Annotated in this window: 30 protein-coding genes; 4 read left to right on the forward strand and 26 right to left on the reverse strand. The window is 62.2% G+C overall.

Going from position 1 to position 25,681, the window contains the following annotated elements:
- Positions 1–81: 81 nt before the first annotated feature.
- The 4 genes from C4N04_RS03570 to C4N04_RS32060 form a co-directional block, all read right to left on the reverse strand.
- Positions 82–276 carry a hypothetical protein gene (locus C4N04_RS03570; protein ID WP_096763347.1) on the reverse strand — a complete coding sequence of 65 codons (195 nt, stop codon included), beginning with the start codon at positions 274–276 and terminating at the stop codon, positions 82–84.
- A gap of 134 nt (positions 277–410) precedes the next feature.
- A complete protein-coding gene (locus C4N04_RS31750) occupies positions 411–773 on the reverse strand; it encodes a hypothetical protein (RefSeq protein WP_199852445.1) in 363 nt (120 codons plus the stop codon).
- Positions 774–1,220: 447 nt separating this feature from the next.
- The gene (locus C4N04_RS32055; RefSeq protein ID WP_245425524.1) at positions 1,221–1,466 is read right to left on the reverse strand and encodes a hypothetical protein; all 246 of its coding nucleotides are present in this window, start codon (positions 1,464–1,466) and stop codon (positions 1,221–1,223) included.
- Positions 1,467–1,505: 39 nt separating this feature from the next.
- Complete coding sequence (locus tag C4N04_RS32060; protein WP_245425526.1) at positions 1,506–1,772, reverse strand: hypothetical protein; 267 nt, start codon at positions 1,770–1,772, stop codon at positions 1,506–1,508.
- 474 nt (positions 1,773–2,246) lie between these two features.
- Here C4N04_RS32060 and C4N04_RS03585 point away from each other — a divergent pair, with 474 nt between their 5' ends.
- Positions 2,247–2,984 (forward strand): SIMPL domain-containing protein, encoded by a 738-nt coding sequence (locus C4N04_RS03585; RefSeq protein WP_106795445.1) that lies wholly within the window; start codon positions 2,247–2,249, stop codon positions 2,982–2,984.
- 476 nt (positions 2,985–3,460) lie between these two features.
- On the opposite strand, the gene C4N04_RS03590 is transcribed toward C4N04_RS03585, so the two are convergent.
- The 5 genes from C4N04_RS03590 to C4N04_RS03610 all read right to left on the reverse strand — a co-directional run bounded on the left by C4N04_RS03590 (position 3,461) and on the right by C4N04_RS03610 (position 6,257).
- A complete protein-coding gene (locus tag C4N04_RS03590) occupies positions 3,461–3,802 on the reverse strand; it encodes a hypothetical protein (protein WP_039621117.1) in 342 nt (113 codons plus the stop codon).
- Between the two features lie 228 nt (positions 3,803–4,030).
- Positions 4,031–4,336, reverse strand: coding sequence for a hypothetical protein (locus C4N04_RS03595; RefSeq protein WP_106795446.1), 306 nt, complete (start codon positions 4,334–4,336; stop codon positions 4,031–4,033).
- Between the two features lie 180 nt (positions 4,337–4,516).
- On the reverse strand, positions 4,517–4,939 hold the full coding sequence (locus C4N04_RS03600; RefSeq protein WP_097604754.1) for a secondary thiamine-phosphate synthase enzyme YjbQ: 423 nt from the start codon (positions 4,937–4,939) through the stop codon (positions 4,517–4,519).
- A 92-nt stretch (positions 4,940–5,031) separates the two neighbouring features.
- Positions 5,032–5,385, reverse strand: a complete 354-nt coding sequence (locus C4N04_RS03605) for a DUF1428 family protein (RefSeq protein ID WP_097604751.1) — start codon at positions 5,383–5,385, stop codon at positions 5,032–5,034.
- A gap of 200 nt (positions 5,386–5,585) precedes the next feature.
- On the reverse strand, positions 5,586–6,257 hold the full coding sequence (locus C4N04_RS03610; protein WP_106795447.1) for a DUF922 domain-containing protein: 672 nt from the start codon (positions 6,255–6,257) through the stop codon (positions 5,586–5,588).
- A gap of 53 nt (positions 6,258–6,310) precedes the next feature.
- Between C4N04_RS03610 and C4N04_RS03615 the strand changes: the two genes are divergently transcribed.
- On the forward strand, positions 6,311–6,556 hold the full coding sequence (locus tag C4N04_RS03615; protein ID WP_097604746.1) for a hypothetical protein: 246 nt from the start codon (positions 6,311–6,313) through the stop codon (positions 6,554–6,556).
- Between the two features lie 19 nt (positions 6,557–6,575).
- Here the strand turns inward: C4N04_RS03615 and C4N04_RS03620 are convergent, their stop codons facing one another.
- From C4N04_RS03620 to C4N04_RS32465, 16 genes are all read right to left on the reverse strand, one after another.
- Positions 6,576–6,929, reverse strand: a complete 354-nt coding sequence (locus C4N04_RS03620; protein ID WP_106795448.1) for a DUF427 domain-containing protein — start codon at positions 6,927–6,929, stop codon at positions 6,576–6,578.
- A gap of 93 nt (positions 6,930–7,022) precedes the next feature.
- The gene (locus tag C4N04_RS03625; RefSeq protein WP_106795449.1) at positions 7,023–7,715 is read right to left on the reverse strand and encodes a phenylalanine--tRNA ligase beta subunit-related protein; all 693 of its coding nucleotides are present in this window, start codon (positions 7,713–7,715) and stop codon (positions 7,023–7,025) included.
- Between the two features lie 3 nt (positions 7,716–7,718).
- Positions 7,719–8,618: a DMT family transporter gene (locus C4N04_RS03630; RefSeq protein WP_106795450.1), complete on the reverse strand. Its 900-nt coding sequence runs from the start codon at positions 8,616–8,618 to the stop codon at positions 7,719–7,721.
- 160 nt (positions 8,619–8,778) lie between these two features.
- Positions 8,779–9,579 (reverse strand): AraC family transcriptional regulator, encoded by an 801-nt coding sequence (locus tag C4N04_RS03635; RefSeq protein ID WP_077991803.1) that lies wholly within the window; start codon positions 9,577–9,579, stop codon positions 8,779–8,781.
- A gap of 87 nt (positions 9,580–9,666) precedes the next feature.
- The gene (locus C4N04_RS03640) at positions 9,667–10,452 is read right to left on the reverse strand and encodes an APH(3')-II family aminoglycoside O-phosphotransferase (protein ID WP_106795451.1); all 786 of its coding nucleotides are present in this window, start codon (positions 10,450–10,452) and stop codon (positions 9,667–9,669) included.
- Positions 10,449–10,610, reverse strand: a complete 162-nt coding sequence (locus C4N04_RS31755; protein ID WP_199852441.1) for a hypothetical protein — start codon at positions 10,608–10,610, stop codon at positions 10,449–10,451. The genes C4N04_RS03640 and C4N04_RS31755 overlap by 4 nt, the downstream gene beginning before the upstream one ends.
- Positions 10,611–10,710: 100 nt before the next feature.
- Positions 10,711–11,844: a DUF930 domain-containing protein gene (locus tag C4N04_RS03645; RefSeq protein WP_245425528.1), complete on the reverse strand. Its 1,134-nt coding sequence runs from the start codon at positions 11,842–11,844 to the stop codon at positions 10,711–10,713.
- A gap of 86 nt (positions 11,845–11,930) precedes the next feature.
- Positions 11,931–12,224, reverse strand: a complete 294-nt coding sequence (locus tag C4N04_RS03650; RefSeq protein WP_010033023.1) for a GYD domain-containing protein — start codon at positions 12,222–12,224, stop codon at positions 11,931–11,933.
- Positions 12,225–12,568: 344 nt separating this feature from the next.
- Positions 12,569–14,626, reverse strand: coding sequence for an RNA polymerase sigma factor RpoD (gene rpoD / locus C4N04_RS03660; RefSeq protein WP_004677699.1), 2,058 nt, complete (start codon positions 14,624–14,626; stop codon positions 12,569–12,571).
- A gap of 89 nt (positions 14,627–14,715) precedes the next feature.
- The gene (locus C4N04_RS31515; RefSeq protein WP_125461986.1) at positions 14,716–14,922 is read right to left on the reverse strand and encodes a hypothetical protein; all 207 of its coding nucleotides are present in this window, start codon (positions 14,920–14,922) and stop codon (positions 14,716–14,718) included.
- Between the two features lie 175 nt (positions 14,923–15,097).
- Positions 15,098–15,445 carry a GFA family protein gene (locus C4N04_RS03665; RefSeq protein ID WP_106795454.1) on the reverse strand — a complete coding sequence of 116 codons (348 nt, stop codon included), beginning with the start codon at positions 15,443–15,445 and terminating at the stop codon, positions 15,098–15,100.
- A 10-nt stretch (positions 15,446–15,455) separates the two neighbouring features.
- A complete protein-coding gene (gene tdh, locus C4N04_RS03670) occupies positions 15,456–16,493 on the reverse strand; it encodes an L-threonine 3-dehydrogenase (RefSeq protein WP_077991798.1) in 1,038 nt (345 codons plus the stop codon).
- Between the two features lie 180 nt (positions 16,494–16,673).
- The gene (locus C4N04_RS03675) at positions 16,674–17,861 is read right to left on the reverse strand and encodes a glycine C-acetyltransferase (RefSeq protein ID WP_106795455.1); all 1,188 of its coding nucleotides are present in this window, start codon (positions 17,859–17,861) and stop codon (positions 16,674–16,676) included.
- Between the two features lie 105 nt (positions 17,862–17,966).
- Positions 17,967–19,832, reverse strand: a complete 1,866-nt coding sequence (gene recQ / locus C4N04_RS03680) for a DNA helicase RecQ (RefSeq protein WP_106795456.1) — start codon at positions 19,830–19,832, stop codon at positions 17,967–17,969.
- Entirely contained in the window at positions 19,832–21,832 is a 2,001-nt protein-coding gene (gene dnaG, locus C4N04_RS03685; protein ID WP_106795457.1) for a DNA primase, read from the reverse strand. Before dnaG ends, recQ begins: the two co-directional genes overlap by 1 nt.
- Positions 21,833–22,045: 213 nt before the next feature.
- Positions 22,046–22,180: a hypothetical protein gene (locus tag C4N04_RS32465; protein WP_280954329.1), complete on the reverse strand. Its 135-nt coding sequence runs from the start codon at positions 22,178–22,180 to the stop codon at positions 22,046–22,048.
- Positions 22,181–22,502: 322 nt separating this feature from the next.
- On the opposite strand from C4N04_RS32465, the gene C4N04_RS03695 reads away from it, so the two are divergent.
- Positions 22,503–23,390 (forward strand): hypothetical protein, encoded by an 888-nt coding sequence (locus tag C4N04_RS03695; protein ID WP_077991783.1) that lies wholly within the window; start codon positions 22,503–22,505, stop codon positions 23,388–23,390.
- A 1-nt stretch (position 23,391) separates the two neighbouring features.
- On the opposite strand, the gene C4N04_RS03700 is transcribed toward C4N04_RS03695, so the two are convergent.
- On the reverse strand, positions 23,392–23,844 hold the full coding sequence (locus C4N04_RS03700) for a GatB/YqeY domain-containing protein (RefSeq protein WP_077991780.1): 453 nt from the start codon (positions 23,842–23,844) through the stop codon (positions 23,392–23,394).
- A 270-nt stretch (positions 23,845–24,114) separates the two neighbouring features.
- On the opposite strand from C4N04_RS03700, the gene carA reads away from it, so the two are divergent.
- Positions 24,115–25,320 carry a glutamine-hydrolyzing carbamoyl-phosphate synthase small subunit gene (gene carA / locus C4N04_RS03705; protein ID WP_077991945.1) on the forward strand — a complete coding sequence of 402 codons (1,206 nt, stop codon included), beginning with the start codon at positions 24,115–24,117 and terminating at the stop codon, positions 25,318–25,320.
- Positions 25,321–25,681 lie beyond the last annotated feature (361 nt).

A 25,681-nucleotide genomic window follows, 5' to 3' on the forward strand; every position in this document is an offset into this window, starting at 1 on the left:
GGTACGGCCATGCGACGGGTCGCCGTTCCGATTCCCATGTTGAATGCGTGGTCCGCCAAGGCCGTGGCAGGCAAAGCCATCCTAATAACTGCAGGACCGCCCATCGCTCGGCCTGAAACCGTCCGTGCAAGCCGGATTAAGCGGGCGACTTTCCTGATAGTAACCGCCGTTGATCGACGACGTCTGATCGAGGTCAGGGGACGAAGTGCAGGCCGAAGTGATCGTGGCAAGGCTGATCAGCGTTCCGGTCGCGACAAGTGCGAAAAAGCGGTTCATCTGAGCTTCTCCTCCGGAGGGCTTGGGTTTAGCCCAAGCGCCCAGTCTACCACGCCACGGCGGCAGCCGCCGAGGATTTATGGTGGCAGAGTGGCCCCGACGGGCGCTTCTAACGCCAATGTGATCATCCACTGTCACATAACTGTCATGCAAAATTGCCCATTGCGACGGCAGCTTGGGCAAAATATATGCTGCCGGCTAACAAAAAGAAGAATGAGTGAAATGCCATGAGTGCCATACAGAAACTTTTCAACCGCAATCTCCTGTCCCGTTTCGTGACCGGTCTCGGTGCTGTTCCCCAGCGTTTTCGCGAAGCCCGCGAAGAACGCAAGCCTGCCATCCATCCCTCTTTCATGGATGATTTCGGCGCTTAATTCAGCGCTGCATCCTTCAGCGGTGACGGCAATCCGGTTCCGGATGATGTAAGGCTTTCCCGCCAGGGATAGCGAACCGCAGGAAAGAATGCGTTCACCACGCAGTTGCGGTCCTAGCCACACAAGCTCCCCACCCTCCGTCGTCCTCGGGCTTGACCCGAGGACCCATGCCCCCAAGCATAGGGCTGCCCCTCATCCGCCTGCCGGCACCTTCTCCCCGCTTGCGGGGCGAAGGGAATATGCGGCAAGCTCTCGGTCCCTCTCCCACCTCACGCAGGGCACGTCCCCTCGCCCCGTTTACGGGGAGAGGGTTAGGGTGAGGGGCAATCATTCGCGTGATCCGGACAGCAGTGGCTCAAGCCCGAGTATGACGAAGGGTGGGAGACGCGATTGGCAGGAAGCGGGACATCAGGAGGAATTCCAGCAAAATGCGCGAGCTGCTTTGGACGAGAACCGCGTAAAAGGGCGGCAATTCCTAAGACCAGCACGCAGTTGCGATCCTTGCAGCGCAGACTCCCCTGCCCTCCATGGGTCTCAGGGCTCGACCCGCGGAACCACGGATGCGCATGCTCAGTTCACCGCGGGCGCTGCCGGCTCGCCCCAGCTCGATATCGGTTGACCGCCCTTGGTCGCCACGCGCATATCGTAGAGCGCGAGCGAAGCCTGAAGCTGGCGCATGTCGCTGCAGCGGTTGATGATGCCGCCGATATATTGCACGCAGTCGCTGGCGCTGCCCTGCACCGAGCCCGTCGCCCAATCCTTGACGAGGCCGTCGGCTCCCACCAGGTAATAGGACAGCCGGTTGTTTTGCGACACGGTCGAGCTGCCGACCAGGCCGGCGAAATTCGTGCCGGTCTAGGTTTTGGCGGCAGGCGCCATATGCCGGTAGACCGTCATGCCGTTTTTCAGTGGCGTCGCGCCGATCATCGGGCCGTAGGTGGCGGCAGAGCCGGAAAGATGCGCCATCGGGGACTGGCCGAGATTGGCGATGTCAGTATAGGGTTTGCCGAGCGCATAGCTGGTGTAGGAGCGGTTGGCGGCGTTCTCCGCCTTTTCGGCCACCTGAGTGCAGCCCGCCGGGCCGATGACGAGGCCGATTGATAGAATTGTTATGAAGCGCATATTGTCCCCCTTGCCGGGCACAGCGTGTCCGGAAGCCCCTGTTTCTTAACCCGCCGTATTTGCTATCAGGTTTGGGGGAATTGGGAAGCTGGTGCGCCTTTGACGAACCCGCAGGAATGGAGAGGCTGTGCCGTGGCTGCCCCCTCTGCCCTGCCGGGCATCTCCCCCACAGGTGGGGAGATTGGCTGGGCGCACCAGGTTCCCCAACAATCGGCGTCACAGCATGGCGAAACGCTAGACGGACGCGAAGGTTTGGCCACTTGTAATCTCCCCACCTGTGGGGGAGATGCCCGGCAGGGCAGAGGGGGCTGGCGGCACACCTTCTCCGTTGCTCACTGTCGCGCCCAATTCGAGCTCCACTCCGCACCCACATATTTTTCTCTCACCACACGCGCACCCTTCCGTTCCGCCGCAATAGCTTCACAATCAACCGACAGAAAGTTCATCCGGGAAACGACAACTAGGGAATGAAACATGGCGCCGAACCTGTCCAAGACTGTTCTGATGACTGCCCTTCTGGCCCTGCCGCTGGCGGCGGCAGCGCCTGTATCGGCGCAGGAGGCAAAGCCGCGCGAGGCGGTGATTTCGGTGACGGGGGATGGCGAATCGCCCATGGCGCCCGACATGGCCATCGTTACTCTTTCCGTCGTCAAGCAGGCGAAAACCGCCCGCGAAGCGCTCGACGAGAACAACAAGGCGATGAAAGACGTGCTCGACTCGCTGAAGAGCGGCGGCATCGCCGAGCGCGATCTGCAGACCTCCGGCTTTTCCATCCAGCCGCAATATAATTATCCGCAGCCGGTCGACGGCCAGCAGCAGCAGCCGCAACTGATCGGCTACCAGACCATCAATGCGGTCACCGTCAGACTGCGTGACCTCGCCAAGCTCGGCCAGGTGATCGACCAGTCCGTCACCCTCGGCATCAACCAGGGCGGCGACATCCAGTTCACCAACGACAAGCCGGAAGCAGCGCTCGAAGAGGCGCGCAAGAACGCCGTCGCCGAAGCGGTCAAGAAGGCGAAGACGCTGAGCGAAGCGGCCGGCGTCAAGCTCGGCCGTGTCATCGAGATCAACGAGAATGAGCCGCGCCCGCTGCCGCAGCCGGCCTATCGCGCCACGATGATGAAGGAAGCCGACGCGGCCGTTCCCGTCCAGGGCGGCGAGACCACCTACCATGTCAGCGTCACAGTGACCTTTGCGATCGAGCATTGAAATGAAGGCGCCGCGCGTCTTCCGGCGTGCGGCATTCAGACTGCTGATGAGGTCGGCCAGTTGGTCTTTCGACGTGTTCGGGCTTGTGGCCTGTGAACGACCCCTCCCCAACCCCTCCCCACAAGGGGGAGGGGCTAGCTGCGGCCCGCGGCGGCCCTCAAAAAGAGACGTCTTTCTGGCTGTTAGCGTTCCACGAATTGCTCCAATGGAAATTATGCGAAGCGGTGCAGCAAGTTAGCCCCTCCCCTGGGGAGGGGTCTACCGCGCGCAAAGGCATTCCACAAAAAGAAAACCGCCCTTGCCGATCGGGGAGACTGGCAAAGGCGGTACTTGCAGCGCCGCACGTCTTTCAGACGTGCAAAGGACGCTGCAACACTTTCAATTGCTGCATAACTTTATCCTTGGATCCATTCCGATCTAAGGAATTATGCAGTAGCCGCCGCATCGGGGAGACGAGGCGGGTATTCCAGCGGATATCAGCGGCGGCGCAGCGCCGGGCAGCCGCGGACGTTGCCGAAGCTCATTTCGTCGGGGCCGCGGCGGGTCCAGCCCTGGACGATGACGCGGCGCGGGGTGATGTCGACGACGCGGGCGCGGCGGAGGCCGTAATCGCGGGCGAGATCTTCGGCGAGCCTGGGATCACAGCCGCGCGGCCGGCGATCGAAGCCCGGAGGCGGACGGCGGTAATCGCGCGGCGGCTCACGCTCCGGATCGCCGATAATGATACTGAACTGCGCAGCGGCCGGGGCCGCGGTGCTGGCAAGGGTGCCTGTTATCAGCATGGCGGCAAGACCCGCCTTTGCCAGAAACTGCATCATCGAAAAACCTTTCGTTTTAAAGTCGGTGCGGCCAAGCCGCCGTCCCCCATCACGCCTGAGGCATCTCCGGGAATCACTTATACAGATCAGAGAAGAGACGGCTGAAAGTGTCGCCGTCAAGGCAAAATGGCCGGCAAGCCTCGTATCAGCGCTTGCCGGCCGGGTTCGCAACGCGCCGCGTGTCTTTTTGAAACACAAAGGACGCTGCAGCCCGTTCGGACCGGTTCGTCAGCGGCGGATCAGCGGGCAGCCGCGGACATTGGCGAAGACCATCCTGTCCCAGCCGCGGCGGTCACGCCCGGCAACGACGACGACGCGCGGCGACATGCGGGTGATATGGGCTCTGCGCAAGCCGAAGTCCCGCGCCTTGCGTACTGCATGCATCGGCGAGCAGCCGCGGATCGGGCGATGATATTGCGCCTCGACGATGAAGTTCGTCTGCGGCCCGGCGGCAGCGGCCGTGGAGATCGTCGCCGGAATGGATGAAAGGGCAAGCACTGCGGCAAGGCAAGCCTTGGTGAGGAAATGCGTCATCAGCTGTCTCCGTCGATTGGTCTTTGTTTTTTCAACCTCTCCCTGAGGGGATTGTCTCGACAGTAAACGCTGCAAGCTGAATGGCGTTCGAACCGGCCATTCAGTTTGCATTCACAAGAAGATGAGCGGTTTTCGCCCGATGGGAGTCGAGCGACCATTTGCGTCCGGCGCCGATCTCCCTCAGGAGCCGAGATGCAGCACGATCTCGCGCCGGTGCGGGCGGTCGCGATGTTCGAAGAGGTAGATGCCCTGCCAGGTGCCGAGCATCAGCCGGCCGCGCGCGACGGGAATGCCGATCGACACCTGCGTCAGCGCCGCCTTGATATGGGCCGGCATATCGTCCGGCCCTTCGGCCCTGTGTACGACCCAGCCCATCGACGGATCGGAGGCCGGCGGCACGAGGCGGCGGAAGAAGGAAAGAAGGTCGCTGCGCACATCCGGATCGGCATTTTCCTGGATCAGCAGCGAGCAGGAGGTGTGGCGCACGAAGACGGTGAGAAGCCCCTCCTCCCGCCCGGAGGCGCCGACGAAGGCTTCCGCCTGGTCGGTGAATTCGTAAAGGCCCTGGCCGCGGGTGGCCAAGGTGAGGATTGTCTGGGGCACGGGCGCTCTCCGTCTCGCAATGATTTCTCCCGCGAGTTGGCGCGCCATGACGGCCGAGTCAATGGCCGGCTCGGCAGGTGACGGCGCCGGTGTCAGAGCTTCAGCAGCGTCTCGAAACCGCCATAGATCATCCGCTTGCCGTCGAACGGCATCTGCCATTGATCGCCCTTGAGCCGCGGATCGGCCATCACCTTGGCATTGATATCGTCGCGCTCCTGCCGGGACCGATAGGTGATCCAGGAGAAAACCACCACCTCGTCCTCCTTGGCCTGCACGGCGCGGGGAAAGGAGGTCAGCTCGCCATAGGGCACGTCGTCGCCGATGCATTCGACATATTCGAGCGCGCCATATTCCTTCCACAGCGAGCCGGCGAAGGTCGAGAATTTCTTGTAGGCCTCGATATTCTCCCTCGGCACCGCCACGACGAAACCATCGACATAGGACATTGCATGTCTCCTCGATCCATCCTCGTTAAAGCGCGTCGCGTCAAATTTTGATTCATGCGACGCGCTTTAACTCTTTGTTTTAATGCATGTCGTTGTCCCGGAACCGCTGCACACTTCCGGGCGACATGCATTAGCGGGGAGAGATAGGGGCTCAGCGAGGCTGGTCCAGGGGTGGAGCGGCAGGCAGGCTTCTCAGGCAGTCACGGCCCGTTCACCAGCTTGAGGATGAGCTGCTGGATATTGCCGCCATCGCCCATTTCGACCTTGTCGAAGTCACGGCCGCGCTGGCGCTGCCGTGCGGAGATCTCGCCGAGGCGCCGCGTCAGTTCGATCCTGATCTTCTTGCAGTCGGGATCGTCGGCAGCGGTCAAGCCGATGCTCGTCGCCTCGATTTCCCTGACCATCTCCTTGATGGTCTCGCCGTGCACCCGCTCATGTGCGGCAACACCCGATATGAAACCGTCCCAGCTGCTCTTGACGGCTGGCGGCAGCGCGGCCGAGGGCTTGGGCAGCGTATAGGTGATGATGAGCTTCGGCCGGTTGGTCGTGATCACGCAGGCATTGCCCTGCGGTTCATATTTGCGGGTCCAGGTGAGCTTGAACGTCGTATGCGCGATCACCCGGCCGGTGACCCCGGCCTTCGGCCCGTGCTCGCCGATCGATTCGTAGAGTGCCGCACCCGACATGCCCGAGATCGCATAGGGCCGCACTTCTTCCACCGCCTGCCATCCCTCGGCCAGTGCTGCCGCCGGCAGCGAAGCGAAAACCGCCGCCAACATGCAAGATATGAATTTTGCCCTCACGCGCATCCCCGAACAATGTTTTGGCGCGACCCTAACGGGAGCGATCGAAGCTTTCAACGCGTCATTCATCGGGGAACAATTGTCTTCACCGGTGATTTCTCCTCTGACGCGCAGGAAAGAACATGGCTCGCTACTATTTCGATCTGCACAATGGGGAAGGTCCAACGCGCGACGAGCACGGCACCGAGCTGAAATCGCGTGAAGACATTCCAAAAGAGGTGACCCGCATCCTGCTGGATGTGGCCCGCGACGAACTGCCCGCGGGTGATCGCTTGACGATCGCCGTCACCGTCCGCGACGAAAGCGGCGAACCGGTCACGGTCGCCAGCCTCGTCTTCAGCAATGAATGGCTCGACGTCCTGCGATAACGGCTGGCGTCGGCCCGCCTCAGAAGGTACCGGCTTCCGGCGAGGCCATTTCCTCGATGCTGTCGACGCGGTCGGGATAGAAGGCGAGATGGCCCTTGATGTTGCTGACGGCGGCATTCGGCACCTCGTAGGTCCAGACGGCATTCTCGGCGCGTTCGCCGCCCGGAATGATGCTGTAATAGGCGGCGTCACCCTTATAGGGGCAATGCGTGCGGTGATCGGTGCGCTGCAGCAGCGAGGCTTCGCGCAGCGTCAGCGCGTCGCGGCTGTCGGCGATCGTCCTGCCGCCGAGCGTGACGACGACGCGGCAGGGATTGTGCTCGACGGTGATCGGATGGTCCGGCCCGGGGATCTTGATCGATTTATCTGACATGCGGTTGTCTCCAGAAGCGATCGATCCCGGGAAGATAGGGCGGGCAGGCCGCCGGCCCAAGGTGTGAACGCTCCGTCCCGGGCGCGATCCGCTTCAGAATTCGAAACGCGGCGATGCTGCGCTCAGCAGCGCCGCTTTCGGCGCCGCCGGCCAGGCCTTCGCCAGATGATCCGCGAGCGTCGCCACCAGCCTGGCGATATCCGCCTCGGCCGAGGCATGCAGCGCCTCGGCAACGATCAGCACCGACCGCGTCGTCTGCCGCACCGCCGAAAGCCCGCTCTGCCGGTTCGTCCAGCGCCGCGCATGCGCCCTTCCCTCGCTGTCGGCAAAGATCACCTCGTTCGGCTCGGGATGTTCGATGTCGCCGCCGAAGGTCAGATAGGTCTCGTGACCCGTCGCCGGCCGGACCTCGAGATCGCCGCCGATCTTTTCGACGTCGAAGACGGCAATGGGAATGGCGAAGGCGAGCGAGACCGCATTGCAGAGATCGACGAGCGGATGCAGGCGCTGCTGCGCCTGCTCCTGGCGGAACCGGCGCAGCAGCGCTTCGGAGGCCGAGCGATATTGCGTCGGCTTCAGCCCCATGCGGGAAAAGCCGCGCCGCCAGGCCTGGATTTCCGGAAATTCGCTTTCCTGGGCGCCGGCAAGCCGGGTGTCGGCGATCGCCCCGAAGCTTGTTATCGCCGCTTCGACGTCGGCACCGGCATCGATGCCGGTGGCATAGAGCGCGCCGGCGCGAAGCTCGGGAAAGGTCTGCCACATGGCGGCGGCATGGTTGAAACGCATGGCCTATCTCCCCTCGGTGGGTTGGGTTGCGGTGCGGTTTCCAGCCAGGCCGAGCCCGAGCACCGCCGTAAGCACGCAGGTTATGCCGGCAAGCTGGCCGAAGCCGACCGGCTCGCCGAGGGTGACGAAGGCGAGCAGGACGGCGGACACCGGCGCGAGCGCGGTAAAGAGCGAGGCTTCCGTGCCGCTCACCCGTTCGGCCCCGGCATACCAGAGCAGGAAGCCGGCGACGGTCGGCACCAGCGCATAATAGACGACGGCCGCCGCAGCGCTTGCGGAAAAGCCGTGTGCGGAAGGCGCCTCGAACACGCCCGGAATGACGGCGACGGCAAAGCCGATGCCGCTCATCAGCGTCGATTGGGCAAGCGGCGGAATATCGGCGGTCAGCCGCTTGTTCAACAGGATGAACAGCCCTTCGCAAACGACCGCCAGCAGGATCAGCGCATTGCCGGCCAGCGACCCGCTGGCCGCCTCCGGCGTGAAGGCGATCGAAAACACTCCGGCGGTCGCCAGCGCCACGGCGAGAAGCAGGGCGGGCTGCGGCCGCTCGCCGAGCAGCAGAATGGAAATTGCCGCCGAGACCACCGGCAGCGTGCCGATGATGACGCCGGCATCGGCGGCAGACGTCAGGCTGAGGCCGGTGATCAGCAGCGTCGTATAGCCGACGCTGCCGGCGCCCGCCTGGATGGCGAGGATCAGGCGGTCACGCCGGGGAAGTTTCGGCAGCCGCGTGCCGGTCACCCGCATCAGCACGAGAAAGACGGGAAAGGCGAGCGCGAAGCGCAAGGCGGTGGCGGTAAATGGCGCCAGGCCGGCGGCGATGAGTTTGCTCGCAATGACGGTGCTGCCGACCGTCAGCATCGCCAGCGTCAGATAGACATAACCTTGAACCTGTCTCGACATTCCTGCCTCCTGTTGGATGCGCCGAGGAAACAGCAGGAACCGGTTGGGGTCTTGAACGAAATTGCAGGGCGGCGGAGCCTCGGCCAGCCCCGTCCTTCGAGGCCCTTGCGGGGCGCCTCAGGATGAGGCGGGAGAGAGGGCGCGCGGCCTGCGGCACGGCTCAGAGAAAGGCGCCGGCATAGAGCCGCGGCGACAGGCCGTATTTGCGCACGAAAACGCGCGTCATGTGGCTCTGGTCGGCAAAGCCGCTGGCAAAGGCCGCTTCCGCAAGCGGCGTGCCCCGAGCGATCAGCCGGCGGGCGCGATGGATGCGGGCCTGGAGGAGATAGGCATGCGGTGTCAGCCCCGTCGCCTTGGCGAAGCCGCGCAGCACCTGGAAGCGGCTGAGGCCGCTTTCCCGGGCGAGATCGGCGAGCGAGACGGCGGCAAGAGGATCGTCGTCGATAAGGGCCTGCGCCGTCCGGATGGCGGCCGGCACCGGCGGCCGCTCCTCGCGATCGCCGTCTTCCCGGATGACATCGGCGACAAGCTCCAGCAGCAATTCCTCAAGGAGCAGCCCGTCCGCTCCGCCACCGGTCACCGCCCCAAACAGGCTCTCGAATCGGGCGGCGATTGCGCCGTTGCGGATGACCGGATGGGGGATTTCCTGCCGGCCTGCCCCGCCGCCGATCTCGCGCGACAGATGGGTGACGATCTCGGGGTCGAAATAGAGGATGCGCCATGAGCGCGCCGCGCCGATCGGCGCTCCGTCATGCACCTCGTTCGGATTGACGGTGATGATGTCGCCGGCCGCAGCCTCGACCATGCCGCGCCCGCTGCGCGACTTCTGCGCCCCTGACGAGACGAGGCCGATGCCGAACTGCTCATGCGTGTGCCTGCTGAAGCTGTGATGCGTTTGCGCTTCCACCGCTTCGACCCCGGCCAGCGCCGAGCGCAGCATCCTGAACTGGTTTTTCGCCATTATCTGCCCGCAGATCCGATCGCCGGCATCTTGCCAGCCGGATGGAGCGGGCGCAACGCTTGGCAAGCGCCACGCGTCTTTGAAGCGTCAGAAGAACTCGTCGAGCAGCTGGTAATAATCGAGGCGCGCCGGATCCGGCGCCGTCAGCCCGTAACGATCAAGGAAGGGCTGCACCAGCGCCGCACCGAAATTATCGGCGATGCTGCGGCAAGCGAGCGCAATATCCTGATAGCGGTCGGCGACGCCGAGGCGGCTGCAATCGATGTAGCCGGAGAATTGGCCGCCGGAGGCGACGAAATTGGGCAGGCAGGCATCGCCATGGGTAACGACGAGGTCCTCACGGTCCGGCCGCCGGCCCTCGAGTTCGGCAAACAATGTTTCGGCGCTCTTTCCGAGCCGCGTCTCGTCGAAATCGGTCTCGTCGACGATCCCGGCCTGCATGCGCGCGCCTGCGGCCGGCAGGCGCTTTTCCAGCCGATGATCGAACGGGCAGGAGGTGATCGGCAGGTGATGGAGATCGGCAAGTGCGGCCGCCAGCAGTTCGACGCGCGCCAGCGGCGTCAGCGCCGATGCGCTGGCAAGATTGGTCCCCGGCAGGGCGCCGATCAGCAGCCAGTTGCGCTTGCCGTCGCTTTCCCGGGCGATGACATCGAGACATGGCAGGCCGGCGGCCTTAAGCCAGGATAGCCGGGCGGCTTCATCGGCAAGCTCGCCGAACGGCCCGGCCGCCTCGACCTTCAGATAGAGCGCCGGCAGGCCCTCGCCTTCCAGCCGGAAAACGCTTGCCGCGGAACGGCCGAGCGCATCGCGTTCGAACCGGTAGCCGGAGAGCCGCTCGCCAAGCGCTGCCGGCAATGTCTTGGAAATTGTCAATGCAGCGTTTCGGCGGGTGCGGCTTCGAGCAGGATCTCGAACGCCTCTTCGAGCGCCGCCACCAGAATATCGGTCAGCTCATCACCCTTGTTTTCCAGGAACAGCACGCTGACGGCTTCATCCTGACGCTCCAGAAAACGCTCGATCTCGTTCGACATATCATTGTCCCTTCTCACCGTACCATCACGGCCGTAGGGAGAGGCTAGATGCGGTTGCTTGCGTGTGGCTGGTTGCGGGCGGGCTTGTGCCACGTGAAGATCAGTACTTCAGAAAGCCCCGGCTTTTCCATTGGCTTTTTGGGATCTTGTCTCCAACGTCGAAACGGAAGGATATTACCTTCCTGGCATCATTGTCGACTTGGCATATCAAGGTAACGTCGTACCACGAGCCTGAACTCTGGAAGGCGCCGCCCACACCGTTGAGAACATTTCCCTTGGTGACACGCGGAAAAGAAGGCAGGAGATCCGGATTATACCCGCCTGCATGGATCAACTGCTGCTGAAGTTCGGTCTGGCAGAGCGCATTGATGCGCGCAGCTCGAGGTAGATTCTTAATGGCGTTCTTAATCATCGGATCAGACGTTGCCTTCTCGGAATACAGTATCTTGGCCTCCGTAAGCTCTTCCGATTTCTTGACCTTAGCTTCCGCCGTAGAAGAAGCCGTCGGCCCCGATTCCTTTCGGCGCTCCGCTTGCTCCAACGTCGTCTTTTCCTCGTCCAATCCGGCGTCATCCGGCTCGTCCTTTTCCGGATTGACTTCAGCAATTTGCGTCTCTGGCAACTCGATATCCTGAGGCACTGAATTCGCCGCAGGCATTGTCTTCGAAACCTCGGAATTCTCAGGCTGCGGCGGCTCGACGGATGCCTTTGCCGGGTTCATGTCGGCAATCGACGGCTTCGGTGCTTCCGACTGCCGCGGCAATGTCTGTTCCTTTTGTCCCGGCACAGTATCCTTGTCGGCAAACTCAGCAACTGAATGAGAGATGCTTTGCATCGGGGTGCTCGGCTCAGGCTTTGCAGCGTCTGGCGGCGGCGGTGGCGGTGGCGGCGGTTGCTTCTTCGCCTGTTCCGGCGGCTTCGGCTCCGGTGGTTTTTCCTCGGGCTTTTTCTCTTCCGGCTTCTTCTCCTCCGGCGGCGGAACGAGTTCCACCTTCACGCTCTCGTCCTCGGCAGGCTTCGGCTCGATCTTCGGCAGGCCGAAAATGAGAAGGGCGACGATGGGCACGTGCAGAAGCACGGACGCGCCGACTCCCCAGCGGATTTCAGGCCGCTGTTTTGGCGCTTCATGCGCTTCTGCCGGTTCAAGGTCTTCTTCTGTCACAGCAGCGATGTGGCCTTTAAAGCCGCCAGCATCAAGCCACAAAAGCAAAAAACCGCGTGATCGCTGCCGCAACTATTGGTCGGCGGGCCCGTCATCATTCAGCGCCACGCGGTCTCCGGAGAGCCGGGCCTTGGTATCCGAACTGGCTTGAGCAGTGGTTAGCCCAGCGAGCCGATGAGATCCCGATAGGCAGCCTCCGGGAACGCCTTCAGCGTCTCGGTGCGGACATTACCCGCCATGGCGAGCGACAGCGTAAAATGCGCCATCACCGCATCGTCGGGCGCCTCGCAGACGGCAACCATGTCATGGCCGCCCATCGTCAGGTAGAACTGGTTGATGGAGCCGCCGACGCCGGCGAGCAGTTTCTTCGCCGCGTCGAGCCGTTTTGTCGAGTCGCGAACAGTACGGATGCCTTGGTCCGTCCAATCGATCAAAAGAATATAAGTGGTCATGTCGCACCTCCTAACGGAGGATCGTTCACGCAGGCATACGATCTCGCGTGTGTCGCGATCGATCCTTTCCCCGTGGCCGGATTATAGGCCTGTCACCAGACGGGGACAAGAAGTCGCGGGGATCATTGGTGTTAATCACAAAGCAAAAGCCGGGCACGGGGCCTGGCTCTGTTTGTCGCCATTTGACGTCATCCTCGGCCTTGTGCCGAGGATCTGCTGCCCTACCAAACGGAGGCAGATGCTCGGGACAAGCCCAAGCATGACGAAAGAAAAGTTGGCCGGCTTCGTCAGCAGGGTGAGCCGGGCATAAAGCCCGGCATTCCCATCAAGATGTCATCGAAATCTCAGCTGTCGAGGAACGAGCGCAGCTTGCGCGAACGGCTCGGATGCTTGAGCTTGCGCAGCGCCTTCGCCTCGATCTGGCGAATACGTTCGCGGGTGACCGAGAACTGCTGGCCGACTTCTTCGAGCGTATGGTCGGTGTTCATGCCGATGCCGAAGCGCATGCGCAGCACGCGTTCCTCGCGCGGCGTCAGCGAGGCGAGAACGCGGGTCGTCGTTTCGCGCAGGTTCGCCTGGATGGCGGCGTCGATCGGCAGCAGCGCGTTCTTGTCCTCGATGAAATCGCCGAGATGCGAATCCTCTTCGTCGCCGACCGGGGTTTCGAGCGAGATCGGCTCCTTGGCGATCTTCAGGACCTTGCGGACCTTCTCGAGCGGCATGGCGAGCTTTTCGGCCAGTTCTTCTGGCGTCGGCTCGCGGCCGATCTCGTGCAGCATCTGGCGCGACGTGCGGACGATCTTGTTGATCGTCTCGATCATGTGCACCGGAATGCGGATCGTGCGGGCCTGGTCGGCGATCGAACGAGTGATCGCCTGCCGGATCCACCAGGTCGCATAGGTCGAGAACTTGTAGCCGCGGCGATATTCGAACTTGTCGACCGCCTTCATCAGGCCGATATTGCCTTCCTGAATGAGGTCGAGGAACTGCAGGCCGCGGTTCGTGTATTTCTTGGCGATGGAGATGACGAGGCGAAGGTTCGCTTCGACCATTTCCTTCTTGGCGATGCGCGCTTCGCGCTCGCCCTTCTGCACCATGTGGACGATGCGGCGGAACTCCGAGATCGAAATGCCGGTCTCGGTCGCCAGATTCTGGATTTCCTGACGGATGTCGCGGATCGTCGTGTTCTCGCCCTTGGCGAATTCCTTCCAGCCCCGGGCGGCCAGATTGCCGATCGACTTCATCCAGTTCGGATCGAGCTCGGCGCCCTGGTACTGTTCCAGGAAGCTATCGCGCTTGACGCCGTAGGATTCGGCCAGACGCAGCAGGCGGCCTTCGTTGGAGACGAGGCGCTTGTTGATGTCGTAAAGCTGCTCGACCAGCGCATCGATGCGGTTCTGGTTGAGCGACAGCGACTTGACGGCCTTGATGAGCTCGTCCTTGAGCTCCTTGTAGCGGCGCTCCTGGGCGGAAGAAAGCGTGCCGGAGGCCGACAGGCGCTGCTCGACCTGCTGGTCCTGCAGCTTGCGCAGCTTCTTGTAGGTCTCGGCGATCGTATCGAGCGTCTCCATCACCTGCGGGCGAAGCTCGGCTTCCATCGCCGCCAGCGAGAGGTTGGATTCGTCCTCGTCCTCTTCCTCCTCTTCGGGAGGCAGGCCTTCGCCGCCGACATCGGTGATATCGTCGTCGCCGGAGCGGGCGCGCCGGGTCTTTTCCTTCTCCTCGGCCGCCTTGCGGTCGGCTTCGATCTTCTCGGGGCTCTGGAACTGCGGCGCAGCCTTGGCCTCAGGACCGGAATAGGTCGTCTCGAGATCGATGATCTCGCGCAGCAGCGTCGTGCCTTCGTTGAGTTCGTCGCGCCAGATGATCAGCGCCTGGAAGGTCAGCGGGCTCTCACAGAGGCCGGCGATCATCGTCTCGCGGCCGGCTTCGATCCGCTTGGCGATGGCGATTTCGCCTTCGCGGGAGAGCAGTTCCACCGAGCCCATTTCGCGCAGATACATGCGCACCGGATCGTCGGTACGGTCGGTCGGCTCTTTCTTCTTGGCGGTCGCCAGCGCGGTGCCGCCGGAAGGCGCGAGTTCGCCGCCTTCGCTGTCCTCGTCGCCGCCGGCATCATCGTCATCGCCGCCGCCGGAAGCGCCGGCTTCCTCGGCTTCTTCGTCCTCGATGACGTTGATGCCCATGTCCGAAAGCATCGACATCGTGTCTTCGATCTGCTCGGACGTCACTTCCTCGGACGGCAGAACGGCATTGAGCTCATCCATCGTCACGTAGCCGCGCTTCTTGGCGGCCTTGATCATCTTCTTGACCGCGTCGTCGGAAAGATCGAGAAGAGGGCCGTCGCTTGCGCCGTCGCGTTCGACTTCCGCGTCTTCGTTCTCTTTGACCTTGGTTGCCATTTATATCGTCGCCTTCCTGACGCTATCCAATCTCGCTACGGTGAATGGGCCGTCTCAGGGCCTGACGCGCCGCACGCGCCGCCCTAGAATCACCTATGCCCACCTAACGGGATGACATTTAAAGCCTGATTAACCACGATCGCCGGCACCGGACAGCAAAGCTTTTTTGCTTTTGGATTTCCGGCCATGGTTGCGCGATCCGCCTTGACCCAGTTCACCGTTTCAACAAGTCGAACGGTGATTCCCACATTTTTTGTCCTCGTCAAGCTTTTCCATAAAAAAAGCTCACGAATCATCGGAAAAAGCCTTATCCACAGGCTTTGAACCGCGGCTGCGATTGCGAACCTTATTTAAGAAGCGCCGAACAAAAGACAAGGGCAGCATAGATTTTGCCCGCCGCAGCGGTTGTGTCGGCCGCTTTTACAGTTTTGACGGCAGTATATTCCCCGGCTTGCGGCAGGCACTCTGTTTCTAATGCGCGGCACCGTCATAGGCCGTAACCTTCAGCGCGCCGAGGTCGATCGCGGGAATGCAGCGCAGATTGATCGACGCCATGGCAGCGCCGTTCGAGCCTACCGCCTCACCGAAGGGCGCAATACCGCAATTGGCGCAGAAGTGATGGCGGATGACATGCCTGTTGAAAGTATAGGTCGAGATATTCTCGTCCTGCGTCTTGAGAACCAGCTTGTCGCGCGGCACGAAGGCCAGAAGCCCGCCGCGCCGGCGGCAGAGCGAACAGTTGCAGTCGAGCGCCTCGCTGAACTCGCCTTCGACCTCGAAAGCAACATTGCCGCAATGGCAGCTTCCTTGATAAATCATCCTGTCCTCCTCACATCCAATCCATGACGACCTTGCCGGAGTTGCCCGACCGCATCGCCTCGAAGCCGTCGCGGAAATCGTCGATCTTGATCCGGTGGGTGATGATGGGCGAAAGATCGAGGCCGCCCTGGACGAAGGCAATCATCTTGTACCAGGTCTCGAACATCTCACGACCGTAAATGCCCTTGAGATTGAGCATCTTGAAGATCACCTTGTTCCAGTCGATTTCGAAGCCCGCCGGCGCAATGCCGAGAATGGCGATCTTGCCGCCATTGTTCATCTTGTCGATCATGTCGCGGAAGGCGGGTGCAGCGCCCGACATTTCGAGCCCGACGTCGAAGCCCTCGGTCATGCCGATCGCCTTCATCACGTCGGCGAGATTTTCCTTCGACGCATCGACGACGTGGTCGATGCCGAGATTGCGCGCCAGATCCAGCCGATGCGGATTGATATCGGTGATGACGACTTTGCGGGCGCCGGATCGTTTGGCGACCAGCGCCCCCATGATGCCGATCGGCCCGGCGCCGGTAACAAGCACGTCCTCGCCGACGAGATCGAAGGAGAGCGCGGTGTGCACGGCATTGCCGAACGGATCGAAGATCGCGGCAATCTCGTCGGAAATATCGTCCGGGATCGGCACGACATTACTTTCCGGGATGCAGACGAACTCGCCGAACGACCCCGGCCGGTTGACGCCGACGCCGAGCGTGTTGCGGCAGAGATGCCCCCTGCCCGCCCGGCAGTTGCGGCACTTGCCGCAGACGATATGGCCCTCGCCGGAAACCCGCTCGCCGACATGATAGCGGGTGACGGCAGAGCCGATCTCGGCGATCTCGCCGGAAAATTCATGGCCGACGACCATCGGCACCGGAATGGTCTTCTGCGCCCACTGGTCCCAGTTCCAGATATGCACGTCGGTGCCGCAGATCGCCGATTTCTTCACCCGGATCAGCACATCGTTCGGCCCGACCTCCGGCACCGGCACATTCTCCATCCAGAGCCCGACCTCGGGCTTCGATTTGACCAGCGCCTTCATCATGTTCGACATATCTGTATCCCTTGGTCAGTGCCTGTTTCGGCCCCTCATCCGCCTGCCGGCACCTTCTCCCCGCCAGCGGGGCGAAGGAAATATGCCGCACCGGCTTCGTCAATCCTCGACGCTGCGTTTGGCACGTCCCCTCGCCCCGTTTACGGGGAGAGGGTTAGGGTGAGGGGCAATCCCCCATCCTCAAATCACACCCAATTCCCGCCCTGCCTCGGCAAAGGCCGCAATCGCCCGCTCGACATCCGCCTTGGAATGCGCTGCCGACATCTGCGTGCGGATGCGGGCCTGGCCCTTCGGCACGACGGGGAAGGAGAAGCCGATCACATAGATACCCTTCTTCAGCATCAGACCTGCCATGTCCTGGGCAAGCTTGGCGTCGCCGAGCATGACAGGAATGATCGGATGGCCTTCGCCGGCAAGCATGAAGCCGAGCTTCGTCATCTCGCTGCGGAAGAGATCGGCATTGTCGGAGAGGCGCTTGCGCAAGGCATCACCATTTGCGATCAGATCGAACACTTTCAGAGAGGCGGCGGCAATAACCGGCGCCAGCGTGTTCGAGAACAGATAGGGGCGCGAGCGCTGCCGCAGCCACTCGACGACCTCTGATTTCGCCGAGGTATAGCCGCCCGAGGCGCCGCCGAGCGCCTTGCCGAGTGTGCCGGTGATGATGTCGATCCGCCCCTCGACGCCGCAATGTTCGGGCGAGCCGCGGCCGTGCCTGCCGACGAAGCCGACCGCATGGCTGTCATCGACCATGACCATGGCGCCATATTTCTCGGCGAGATCGCAGACGCCGCTGAGATTTGCGATGATGCCGTCCATCGAGAAGACGCCATCGGTGGCGATCAGCTTGAAGCGGCTGCCTTCGGCCTTCTTCAATTCCTCTTCGAGTGCCGCCATGTCGTTGTTGGCATAGCGGAAGCGCTTGGCCTTTGACAGCCTGACGCCGTCGATGATCGAGGCGTGGTTCAGCGCATCCGAAATGATCGCGTCCTCCTCGGAAAGCAGCGTCTCGAACAGGCCGCCATTGGCGTCGAAGCAGGAGGAATAGAGGATCGTGTCTTCCATGCCGAGGAAGGAGGAAATCCGCGCCTCGAGCTGCTTATGCTCCTCCTGGGTGCCGCAGATGAAACGCACCGAGGCCATGCCGTAGCCGTAACGGTCGAGCGCCTTTTTTCCGGCCTCGGCCAATTCCTCATTATCGGCAAGGCCAAGATAATTGTTGGCGCAGAAGTTCAGCACCCGCTCGCCGGTCGAAATCGCAATTTCGCCCGACTGCTTGGAGCTGATGACCCGTTCGGATTTATAGAGGCCGGCATCCTTCAGCGCCGATATCTCGGCGCGGAGATGGGAGAGAAATGGCGAGGTCATCGGCGGCCCTTCCTGATGTTTTTTATAGCTTCGGAGTTAGCATATCGCCATCGGCTTGTCTTCTTCAGCGCTGGGCCGAGAGCGAGAAGAACACCGTCCGTCCGTTCAATCGTCATGCGCCAGGATGATCTCCAGGAAGGCGTCGCCATAGCGTTCGAGCTTGGCCTGACCGACGCCGGAAATGGCGAGCAGTTCCTGGCGGCTGCGCGGCCGTTCGGTGGCGAAGGCGATCAGCGTCGTATCGGGAAAGACGACATAGGGCGGCACGCCCAGCGATTTGGCGATTGCCATGCGCTCGGCCCGCAACGCCTCGAAGAGGTTGCCGTCGGCGCCCGACAGGGCCGATTTGCGCTCGCTGCGTTCCGCCTTCTTCGTACGCCGTTCCGAGGCAGGCCGGTCCTTGCGGAAGAATACCCGTCGCTCGTGCTTGAAGACAGCGCGCGCTTCCGGCTCCAATTTGAGCGCCCCATAGGCCTCGTGGTCGACCCGGATCAGCCCCATGGCGAGCAGTTGCCGGCAGACGGATTGCCAGGTCCGCGCCGGAATGTCCGTGCCGGCGCCGAAGACGGGCATATCGACATGGCCGAAACGCTCAGTCTTCTCGTTGACATTGCCGACGAGCACGTCGATGACGTGGCCGGCGCCGAAACGCTCGCCGGTGCGGTATACGGCAGCCAGCGCCTTGATCGCTGCTTCCGTGCCGTCCCAGGTCTCGACCGGCTTCTGGCAGGTGTCGCAATTGCCGCACTGGCCGGCATGGGCTTCCCCGAAATGGGCGAGAATCGCCTGCCGGCGGCAGGAGGCGGTTTCGCAGATCGCCAGCAAGGCATTGAGCTTGGCGCGCTCGACCCGCTTGATCTCGACGGCGGCATTGCCCTCGTCGATCATCCGACGGCGCTGAATGACGTCGGCCATGCCATAGGCCATCCAGACCTCCGACGGCAGGCCGTCGCGGCCGGCGCGCCCGGTCTCCTGGTAATAGGCTTCCACCGAACCCGGCAGGTCGAGATGGGCGACGTAACGCACATTCGGTTTGTCGATGCCCATGCCGAAGGCGACGGTGGCAACCAGGCAGAGGTTCTCTTCCTTCAGGAAGGCATCCTGATTGGCGTCACGAAGCGCCCGGTCCATGCCGGCATGATAAGGCAGTGCACGAACCCCCTGCCCGTTCAGCCAGTCGGCCGTGTCCTCGACTTTGGCGCGCGACAGGCAGTAGACGATGCCACTGTCGCCCTTATGGTCGGAGAGGAAGCGCAGAAGCTGCTGGCGCGGCTGATCGCGCTCGACGATCTCATAGCTGATATTGGGCCGATCGAAGCTGGTGGTGAAGATCTCGGCAGCGTCGAGCCCCAACCGCTCGACGATATCATCGCGCGTATGCGGATCGGCCGTTGCCGTCAGCGCTATTCTGGGAACACCGGGATATTGCTCGCCGAGCCGGCCGAGCTCACGATATTCCGGCCGGAAATCATGCCCCCACTGCGAGACGCAATGGGCTTCGTCAATGGCAAACAGCGCAATCTTCTCATTGGCGATCAGCTCGCGGAACCCATCCGTCAGGATGCGCTCCGGCGTCACATAGAGAAGGTCGAGCTTGCCGCCCGAAAGCGCGCGGCGGACCTCGATAAACTCCTCGCGCGACAGCGACGAATTGAGCGCGGCGGCGCGGATGCCGAGCTGCTTCATCGCCTCCACCTGATCGCGCATCAGCGCAATCAGCGGCGAAACGACGATGCCGACGCCCTCGCGGCAGAGCGCCGGGATCTGGAAGCACAGCGATTTGCCCGCTCCTGTCGGAAAGAGCACGACCGCATCGCCGCCAGAGACGACGTGCTCGACCACCTGCTGCTGCTTGCCGCGGAAGGAAGAGTAGCCGTAAACCTGCTTCAACACCTCGAGCGGCGGGCGGCCGGCGGAAAACAGCGCGTCGGAGGCGGAAAAGCCCGGTTCGTTCCGTTCGCTCGGCGACATCAGTGGTTCGCCGCCCCTTTGACGCGGCCGGAAAGCACGCCGAAGCCGTCGATGATCGCCTCCTGGTTCTCAAGGCGGACGCCTTCCAGATGCACTTCCTGTTGGGCCCGTATCAGCTGAACGATCGCCTCGCCGTCGCCGGCTTCGGTGGCCAGCGCAATCTCGCGTTCGAGCTCCATCTTCTGCCGGCGCAGCGCCTTGGCCCGTTTGTGGAAGGCGAGCGCCTGGCGATAACCCTCACGCGCATCTTCCATCGCCGCCTCCTCGGTCGCCGTCCAGAGCCGGGCATTTCGCACCTGCTGGTCGAGGCTCTTGATCAGCGGACCGAAGCCTTCGAATTCCAGCCGTTCGGTCAGATAGTCACGCGTCAGATGCGGGCCGGCAACGGCGGCCGCTGCGCCAAGCACCGCCGACCAGAGCCGTTGCAGCTCGCGGCTGTCATATTCGATCGCGGCGATCTCATCATAATCGTCGATCATCAGCGCCGGATGATTGACGATGGTGAGCGCCAGCACGCTCTCGCGCAGCGCCGTATTGTCCCGGTGGCCGCGCACGGGGCCCGAGCGGGCAAGCCGGTCGGAAATAAGGCTCGGGCTTTTCGGCCCCGCCTTGCCGGGATTGTCGCGGCCCGCCCGGGAATTGCCGCCGAAACCGCGCCGCTCGCTATTATTGCGGTTCTGGAACTGCGGCTGGAAGAAAGCGTTCAGCCGGTCGCGGATATCCTGCTGGTAATGACGGCGCACATTCTCATCGGCGATGACGGCCACAAGCTGCTTCAGCCGCGCCTCGAGCTCGGCGCGCGCCTCGGGCGTATCGAACTTGCCGGTGTTGATCTCGCGGCTCCACAGCATCTCCGAAAGCGGCTTTGCCTGGCTCATCACCTTGTCGAACGGCGCGCGGCCCTCATCGCGCACGAGATCATCAGGGTCTTTGCCGTCGGGCAGCAGCGCGAAGCGGACGGAGCGGCCGGGCTTCAGATGCGGCAGCGCCAGTTCGGCGGCGCGATTGGCCGCACGGATGCCGGCGCCGTCGCCGTCGAAGCAGAGCACCGGTTGCGGCACCATCTTCCAGAGCAGCTCGAGCTGGTTTTCGGTAAGTGCGGTGCCAAGCGGCGCAACGGCGTTCTCGACGCCCGCCTGATGGAGCGCGATCACGTCCATATAGCCTTCGACGGCAATGATGGTGCCGCTCGCATTGTCGTCCTGCTGATCGCCGCGGCCAGGCCCCTGGATCGCGCGGCGGGCGCGGGCGAAATTGTAGAGCACATTGCCCTTGTGGAAGAGTTCCGTCTCGTTCGAGTTCAGATATTTCGCCGGCGCATCGGCCGACATGGCGCGGCCGCCGAAGGCGATCACCTTTTCCCGCGACGAGAGGATCGGGAACATGATGCGGTCGCGGAAGCGATCGTAGGACACCGGCACGTTTTCGTGAACGACGAGGCCGCAGGCCTCGATCTGCTCCTTCGAGACGCCCTTGCCGGCAAGGAATTCCTTGAGCGCATTGCGGCTGTCGGGCGCATAACCGAGGCGGAAGGTCTCGATGGTGCGCCCCGTCAGCCCGCGATCGCGCAGATAGGCGCGCGCCTTGGCGCCATTGGCGGTCTGCAGCTGGTCCTGGAAGAAGGCCGTCGCCATTTCCATGACGTCGATCAGTGAGCCGCGCTCCTTCTCGCGCTTTTCCATGACAGGATCGGCAAGCGGCATCGGCACGCCGGCCATATCGGCGATCTGCTGCACCGCCTCGGGAAAACTCAGGCCTTCCAGCTCGGTGAGGAAGCGGAAATGGTCACCGGTAACGCCGCAGCCGAAGCAGTGATAGCGGCCCTTCCGGTCCTCGCAGTGAAAGCTCGGTGATTTCTCGCCGTGGAACGGGCAGCAGGCCCAGTAATCGCCGCGCGACACGTTGGTCTTGCGCTTGTCCCAGCTCACACGGCGCGCGATCACGTTCGAAATTGGAACGCGGTCACGGATCTCATCGAGAAAGGTGTTGGAAAAGCGCATTTATACCTCTTGGCCAGCCTCCATATAAGCTGCTTTGCCGCGCCATGCCACGAAACTTGTCAGGAAAACCCGCTATTCACAGGCAAGTGCACGCGTCCCTGATTGCGTCGCTTATCCAATCAAAAACACGTTATCGCCCCTGCGACAGGGGTGCGACATTATTGTCCCCGGGGGACCAGAATTCCGCCGTCGCGCAAGCTTCGGCAAAGGCGGTCATTTCCCATGATCCTCAAATAAATCGTTTGAAAACAAATTATTATCACCCTCTGTCACGATCCGCTCTGCTCTTTGCAGCGCCATCCGAGCCTCCGCTTCGACATCTCCAAAACCGACATTTTCGGCAATCATTATTTTTTTGTAATTTGAACAGGCCGCCGCCCCGCAATAAGTTCGATCTCAACAAAGCGATCCCCGAGCGAAGCACCATCCCTACCCCCGGCGCCGCTTCGCAAGGGTGCCTTTGCAAATACCCTCCGGCTTGGGCTTCGGCCCTGCGTGCCGGCGGAAGCAAAGTGCAAGAAGGCAGGAGCGCCCCCAGCTCCTGCCTTCTTAATTTTTCGGCTTGCCCTGATACAAATTCCCTTTTGAAATTAACCGATTATTGACAAAACCGTTGACATCAGGCGCGTGCGTGAAGGAAGTATGGGCCGACTTTCCTGGACCCCTTCCCATGGCCTTTACCGCTGAAACTCTTGCAGCGGACGATCGCTTTCTCGCTGCGATCCTCCACTGCGCCGATCAGATGCTCGCGATCTATCGTGAGAGCCCACGCATCGCCTCGATTTTCGCCGCACAGCAGCGCTGGCTGATGGCCCATGCCGGTTTTGCGCTTCATTATGGCCATCCCGACTATGAAAAGAGCGGCCTCTATTCCGGCCGCTTCGTCGATTTTGCAGTCAAGAACGACATCGCCAGCCGCAACACGGCCGCAGCCTTCATGCAGGAAATGCTCGCCTATCGCTTCCTGCGTCCGGCTCCTGGTGCCGACAAGCGCACACGCTATCTGGAACCCACCGAAATCGCCGAGCAGCATTTCACCCGATGGCTCGTCACCCACATGATGATCCTCGACAGCCTCGACGGCGGTAAGCGCGCCGTCATCATCGCCGCCGATCCGGCGGCGATGATGACAGCGATCCAGCCGCGCATCGCAAAAGCAATCATCGGAAGCCAGGCGGTGCGCAGTCCAGGCCCCACCTTCAACCTCTTCAACTGGGCAAATTCCGGCGGGCTGGTGATGGACTACCTGATCTCGCGCCTTCCGGAATTTCCCCGGACGGCCGAGCGCGTCGCGGTCGGCCCCCTGTCGCTGCGGGAAATCCGCGACCAATTCATGATATCGAACACGCACCTGAAGCGGCTTCTGACGCAGGCCGCAACCATGGAAAGCGTCGGCTGGACCGAACCGTCCCGCAAGGGCGACTTCTGGCTGTCGCGCCGCTTCATCCTTGAATACTGGAATTATCAGGCTGCGAAATTCGCCATCGTCGACGCCGCCGCCGAGGCGGTGCTCGGACCCGCGGTCCTGATCGAACCGCAGGCAAGACGCGTGGTCTGAATCAGTTCAACAGTTCCTTGACGGTCGCGGACGCCTTGGCGAAATCCATCTGGCCGGCATAACGCTCCTTGAGCGCGGCCATCACCTTGCCCATGTCCTTGGCGCCGACGGCACCGGTCTCGGCGATGATCGCCGAAACGTTGGCGCGCACTTCACTCTCCGAAAGCTGCTTCGGCATGAAATCCTGGATGACGGTGATTTCGGCGCGCTCCTTGGCGGCGAGTTCCGGCCGGGAATTCTCCTCGTAGATCTTTGCCGATTCGTCGCGCTGCTTCACCATCTTGGCGAGAATCTGCAGGATCTCGTCGTCGCTCGCCTGCTCCTTGCCGGCGCCACGATTGGCGATATCGCGATCCTTGATCGCGGCCTGAATCAGCCGGACGGTGGAAAGCCGCTCCGAATCCTTGGCCTTCATCGCCTCTTTCAGCTGGGTGGCGAGTTGATCGCGCAGCATGGTCTTTTCTCCTGATTTGATGCCGCTTCATAAACCACGCTGATGCGGGGGATCAAATAAATTGCGCGATCGGCGCGATAAAGCGCAGGAAAACGGCCGCAATCCCGGTTACAAAGATTGACGCTCAGCGATTGCGTGGCTATCTACCGCCACCTGCACCAAAATTCGTGATCAGGCCTGAAGCGCGCGGCATTGCCGCGTCCACACGCCTGCGAGATCAAATGGCAGCGAGCGCGGCAACGCGCATCGGCCGCCGGAAACGGGATGAAGATGACCGCGACAGCACCCTGGACAATCGAAAAGCCGACCGCCCTGCTCGTTCTTGCCGACGGCACGGTGATCGAAGGCAAGGGCATCGGCGCCACGGGCAAGGTCCAGGCCGAGGTCGTCTTCAACACGGCGCTGACCGGCTATGAAGAGATCATGACCGACCCTTCCTATCTCGGCCAGATCGTCACCTTCACTTTTCCCCATATCGGCAATATCGGCACCAATGATGAAGACATCGAAGATCTGACGCCTGCCGCCCGCCACGGCGCCGTCGGCGTCATCTTCAAGGCCGACATCACCGAACCGTCGAACTACCGGGCCGCCAAACATCTCGACCAGTGGCTGAAGGCGCGCGGCATCATCGGTCTCTGCGGCATCGACACCCGCGCCCTGACCGCCTGGATCCGCGAGAACGGCGCTCCGAACGCAGTGATCGCCCACGATCCGAACGGCGTCTTCGACATCGAGACGCTGAAGGCCGAAGCCAAGGCCTGGAGCGGGCTGGAAGGCCTCGACCTCGCCAAGATCGCCACGTCGGGCCAATCCTCGCAATGGACCCAGACGCCGTGGATCTGGAATGAAGGTTACGGCGAGCTCGGTGCGGCCGATGCCAAGTATCATGTCGTCTGCCTCGACTACGGCGTCAAGCGCAACATTCTGCGCCTGTTTGCCGGCCTCGACTGCAAGGTGACCGTCGTGCCGGCGACAACGAGCGCCGAAGACGTGCTCGCCATGCAGCCGGACGGTATCTTCCTGTCGAACGGCCCGGGCGATCCGGCGGCAACAGGCGAATATGCCGTGCCCGTGATCAAGACGCTTGTTAAGACCGATATCCCGGTCTTCGGCATCTGCCTCGGCCATCAGATGCTTGGCCTCGCCCTCGGCGCCAAGACCGAGAAGATGCACCAGGGCCATCATGGCGCCAACCATCCCGTCAAGGATCACACGACCGGCAAGGTCGAAATCGTCTCGATGAACCATGGCTTCGCGCTCGACTCGAAGTCGCTGCCCGATGGCGTTGAAGAGACTCATATATCGCTTTTCGACGGCACCAATTGCGGCCTGCGAGTCCTCGGCAAGCAGGTCTTCTCCGTCCAGCACCATCCGGAAGCCTCCCCCGGCCCGCAGGACAGCCACTATCTCTTCCGCCGCTTCATCAACATGGTGCGCGAGAAGAAGGGCGAACCGGCGCTCGCCGAGCGCTGATTTCAAGAACTGCCGATTTTCGCAAAGGCCCGCGAAACCGGCAGCCACCAACGTGATGTGGATTGCTTGCGGCGACGTCACATCGCCTGTGAGCGTAACGGTCTTGGCAGGGCATCTTTCGATCCTGACATGACCTAGCCTCGCGGCGGATCGCACAGGCCCAGAAGAAAACAGTTCTAGGCAACCTGCTGCGATGTCCTAGACAAGCAGGAACAGAAAGAATGCGCGGTTTGGGGCGTGATCTTTCGTCGAGAACGACTGGGAGCGCCTTCCGCGCCACGCTTAGCCTCCAACCTCCCGCTATGTCATTGCCCTATTTACAACCCGTCCTATCTCTTGCGCGGGACGGTCAGCGAGAGAG

It is taken from the genome of Rhizobium sp. H4 (assembly GCF_003013335.1).
Taxonomy (GTDB): domain Bacteria; phylum Pseudomonadota; class Alphaproteobacteria; order Rhizobiales; family Rhizobiaceae; genus Rhizobium; species Rhizobium sophoriradicis.